General features: G+C 37.3%; 4 protein-coding genes. 3 read left to right on the forward strand and 1 reads right to left on the reverse strand.

Annotation, left to right across the window (positions count from 1 at the left end):
- Positions 1–804: 804 nt before the first annotated feature.
- On the reverse strand, positions 805–1,866 hold the full coding sequence (locus MHM99_RS20840; RefSeq protein ID WP_202942879.1) for a ParM/StbA family protein: 1,062 nt from the start codon (positions 1,864–1,866) through the stop codon (positions 805–807).
- An 861-nt stretch (positions 1,867–2,727) separates the two neighbouring features.
- Here MHM99_RS20840 and MHM99_RS20845 point away from each other — a divergent pair.
- The 3 genes from MHM99_RS20845 to MHM99_RS20855 all read left to right on the forward strand — a co-directional run bounded on the left by MHM99_RS20845 (position 2,728) and on the right by MHM99_RS20855 (position 4,316).
- Positions 2,728–3,258 (forward strand): hypothetical protein, encoded by a 531-nt coding sequence (locus MHM99_RS20845; protein ID WP_187447966.1) that lies wholly within the window; start codon positions 2,728–2,730, stop codon positions 3,256–3,258.
- A gap of 90 nt (positions 3,259–3,348) precedes the next feature.
- The gene (locus tag MHM99_RS20850) at positions 3,349–4,026 is read left to right on the forward strand and encodes a hypothetical protein (protein ID WP_239220446.1); all 678 of its coding nucleotides are present in this window, start codon (positions 3,349–3,351) and stop codon (positions 4,024–4,026) included.
- Positions 4,023–4,316, forward strand: coding sequence for a hypothetical protein (locus MHM99_RS20855; protein ID WP_239220447.1), 294 nt, complete (start codon positions 4,023–4,025; stop codon positions 4,314–4,316). The genes MHM99_RS20850 and MHM99_RS20855 overlap by 4 nt, the downstream gene beginning before the upstream one ends.
- Positions 4,317–4,370: the final 54 nt, after the last annotated feature.

Consider the following 4,370-nt stretch of genomic DNA (forward strand, 5'->3'; position numbering starts at 1 on the left):
TTTGTTGCCATCAGTAAAGTCTCCGTTAGTAAAATCTACGGAGGCTATTTTACGGAGTAGCTAAATCTGGGGAAGACGGCCTATATTGATCGCTTACGTTATTCCTAAACGCTTTGTGGGTGCATCCTTTTTCAATCTGGGAACAATTTTGAAGTGCTCTCGTAGAATATTCACTTGCTCAAGCGTATAACCGATTCTACGTCCTGTTTCAGGGTTTACCTCTGGCTTTTCAAGTAGTTTAAGGGTTATAAGTATAAAGAAGGAAACGACCCCACGACGTCGCTTCGCTCTCGTCACGGGGTTTTTAATATTAATTTAAGATATAAGAAAGAACTTGGAACTGAAGCACTAGAACAAACTAAAGTAGTTCAGCTAACTCCATGTCACTATCGTTTATAATAAGATCATCATATAGAGGCTTGTCATGGAATTCCTGATCTATTGGTTGTGACTCTATCACCTCCTGTTTTTTGTCAGTAAATATTGGCTTAGTCACGAATGTGGAATTTGCACTCTCAATAAAACTGCGCATTCGAATTACTTCAGCAGACCGATGCCGAGAAGCAAAGCTATTTAAGTGTTCATACAAATCTGGATGTGAAGCTCTAGTGATACGTAGTCTGATATTACACGATTGAAATCCATCACCGGCCTCTAGCGGATATGAGATATTGTTTAAAGCTAAGCGCATGAAAAGCCGGATTATCTCATTTCGACCCTTTCCATCTAATTTGGAAACAAGTGCAGTTATATTCGGTAACTCTTCATTATTAAGCCTAAACTTGCACATGATATCCGACATCGTTATTTACCAGAATTAGCCTTTAACGCGCCACCATATTGCAAACCTTTTCCAACTGCATCGATACCATAACTGACTACTGCATGGTGCTTAAAACGACGTTGAATGTGATCTAATAAAAGTCCTGAGGCACCACCAACTACGACGATACCATCTAGAGATGCCCCTTTACCTATGACATTAGTTATCTTGTTCGCCGCTTTTTCCATATGTGAAGCAATGAGTTTACTGGCATCGAAAGAAACAGTTTCTGACTTATGAATTGGGAAATTAAATGTTTTACCAAACATAGACAGACTTCCAGTTTCAAAAGCCTTATTAATAATAGCTGGAGAAACCTCACCAATATCGAAGACCTTACTAGAGCCGAGGTACTCTGCAATTTCATGTACGAGAACAGACATGCCAAGCTCTATAGCACCAGATAGTTTTTCATCAGGTCTCATGTTGTTAATCGATAGCCAATCAAGAGTTAAATAGCCAATATCTATAACTAGGAAGTTTTTGTTAATTAGGCTTCGCAATCCAGTTTCAGGCGATGATTCATATACGTGGTAAAGTAAACCCGCAAATGGTTGACTGACTATCCACACATTTCTTATAGCAATATGACGTTGACCAATTTTGATATTCTTGGCCATTGCTTCTAATTTTGGTTTGAGGTGCATCCGATTGACTGGAAGTGCAAGTGCTAACATGTCAATTTCATCATGAGGTTGCAACGATAGACAACCAAGAAACATTGCTAAATATTCATCGCTATCGATGTAGTTATCATTAAGTACTTCAACGCTTTTACGCTCACTAGATAAACCTACATCCGTTCCAACTTGCCACTCGTTGTCATTAACAATAACAACTGCACTTTTGCCTGTGGTAACCAGTAGACCACCCGTCAAATCACTTCTTGAACCGAGTTGTTTAGGGCGAGAGGGCATCGTCATCGAGTTCATATGCTTGCCATTGGCGCTATAAACTAATGTGGTACTGCCATATCCCACTTCAATTGAAACAATAGAAGGATGAACCTTCTCATTACTCATGATTTTTTCAGCTACTGACATCTTATACCTCGTATATACCAAAAATTCACTGGGACACAAACGTGTCACTTGGGACACAAACGTGTCCCTAAGAAAAACAAATACATTTACTTTGAAAATGAGTTGGGACACAAACGTGTCACTTGGGACACAAAAATGTCACTTGGGACACAAACGTGTCCCTAGATAAATAATAAAGTGCAAAACTAGCATGCATTGACTATTAAGAGGTCTAAATCGTGGTGTTAATGGATTTATTCAATCGCTATCAGAATAGGAGAACTAATCTTCAAGTAAGTTATTGATAACCTACTAAGGCTTAACAAAATAACGAATAGTTCATTTAAAACAATTAGATATGTAAATTAAACTGAAATTAAATAATCTTTATATATTAGGATTAACGAAAGAATATGCATTGATGGTAACCATTATATTCAATAATAGGTTATATATAACCTACTAAGGCTTAACAAAATAACGAATATTTCATTTAAAACAATTAGATATGTAAATTCAACTGAAATGAAATAATCTTTATACATTAGGATTAACGAAAGAATATGCATTGATGGTAACCATTATATTCAATGATAGGTTATATATAACCTACTGGAATCTTCAAAAACCATTTAAAACCATATGTTTCAGATAGATAAATAATAAACTAACCAAAGAAAAACCCTGTTAAATTACTCTTAAACCTTTACTCGAATACTGTAAATTGAGTCAAACGAAAAGATATAATTCATGATATATGTATAAATAACAATGACTTACGAAAGTATAGCGTCGACGAATAAAATTAAAAATGACAATTAGAAACCCATAATTTATACTTCGGTAGGTTATTAAATTATTACATACTACTTTGGTAAAAAAATGTTTGGAGAAAAATACGTTAAATTACATCTCGCTCAGAGAGAATGTGTGCATGTGCTTCTTCAGGATATAGAGACGCAGATATCTGTATACGTGGGCATGATGAACAATGTGCGTAACAACAAAGTCAGCAAAGCTGATTCTAAGTACAGATATACGCTCATCCCAAAAATGACAATTCGTAGTGATAGATATAAACCAGACGTATTCCCTGAATACACTGAAAAGGACGGTGCTCCTCGAATTAGATGGTACCAGTACGACTCAGTAAGGCGTGCAGGCGTTAACAAGGTATCAAGAGAAGTTCCTGTGAATAAAACAGGCTACACATTAGCAAGTTTCATGAAGTTCGCTCCGGTAGAAATTGCTAAACTTGCCTTCGAAACCGAGCAAATAATAAAAGAGTACAGAGGTGTTATATCTGACCTGTATCTTCTGAAGAAAGTAAAAAGGCGTGTCAATAAAATGCCCGACCTAAGAGAAGAACTTGAAGAGGCATATGCATCCGCATCAGTGAAAACTGAAAATTAAGGGCTCAAAAGAGATACCTTAAATCCCATACCTCCTTCTGAAAATGAGACATCATTATGATGCCTGAAAAAATTTTCAAAGGAGAAACTCATGGCAGATATCAAAGGCGCAGTTTTAAGCGCCACTCGAAAAATAAACATCCGCAGCGCCTCAATCGGTAATTACTATGAGAGAAATAAAAAACGAATTACCCAAGCAGGCGCGAAATTTTTAGAACTTAGTGAGACTGCAAAACAGCGTGATGACTGGAAAGGTCGTCTTGAATTGTGGAAACAAGATACACTTATCATAGCCAATGAAAGTGTAGACAAGTTAAAAGTCCAACTGGATAAATTGGGCAATGATACCTTTCAAGTAGAAAGCAATGATTCTCCATTTGAAATGGAAATCGCCCATCCCTTCATGAACAACATCAAAAATCTCATTGAGAATATTGATGCGGTCATGTGCCAAATACAACTGCAATGGGTCAGCGGCCTAGTTGATGACTTTATTTACGAGCAAGCTTCGAATCAAAGTATCAATGCACTAAACAAAATCATCTCACGTTTCGTGTATTTATCTGATGAGAGTGCAAAGCGAAATCGCGGTTTGTTCAGCCAAAGAACGTTTGAACGAATGATTTCTAAAGAGGTTCGCGACCTTGCTAATTCAAAACCAAAAGCAAAAGGCGACACTGCCGACACAGAAAACGTGACAGAAAAAAAACCAAAGGCGGCAACAAAGGAGGAAGCTGAAGAACAAAACAAGGAGATTAAAGCTGCATGAAACTGCTAAATGCTGCTGTCGGCAGAATAGCAAAACTTATCAAAAAGAATAGTTCGGATGACAAAGACATGGCATCCCTAACTGAGGGGTACTTGAGAAGATACCCCGTCAGAACGTTTGGCATACCTGTCGCAAATGTTGAAGACATACTTCTTTCGTACAAGCTTGAAGTAAAAAAGCTGATACCGGCAGCAGCAATTAGGATAAATTCTGAAAGGCCAGAAGAGCCAACCTTTAATAACCTACCTGATTACCCACATTTCTCAGTTATTGTTATACTGTATATATAATCAGTGTTTGAGTGAGATAGATCATGGCGAAGAATCAGGTACAGTTTCAGAAGG

It is taken from the genome of Alteromonas sp. MmMcT2-2 (genome assembly GCF_022348305.1).
GTDB classification, from domain to species: domain Bacteria; phylum Pseudomonadota; class Gammaproteobacteria; order Enterobacterales; family Alteromonadaceae; genus Alteromonas; species Alteromonas macleodii.

Excerpts from the sequence above, each read along its gene's own strand:
- MHM99_RS20840 (WP_202942879.1), bottom strand. The coding sequence starts at position 1,866 with ATGTCAGTAGCTGAAAAAATCATGAGTAATGAGAAGGTTCATCCTTCT.
- MHM99_RS20845 (WP_187447966.1), top strand. The coding sequence starts at position 2,728 with ATGTTTGGAGAAAAATACGTTAAATTACATCTCGCTCAGAGAGAATGT.
- MHM99_RS20850 (WP_239220446.1), top strand. The coding sequence starts at position 3,349 with ATGGCAGATATCAAAGGCGCAGTTTTAAGCGCCACTCGAAAAATAAAC.
- MHM99_RS20855 (WP_239220447.1), top strand. The coding sequence starts at position 4,023 with ATGAAACTGCTAAATGCTGCTGTCGGCAGAATAGCAAAACTTATCAAA.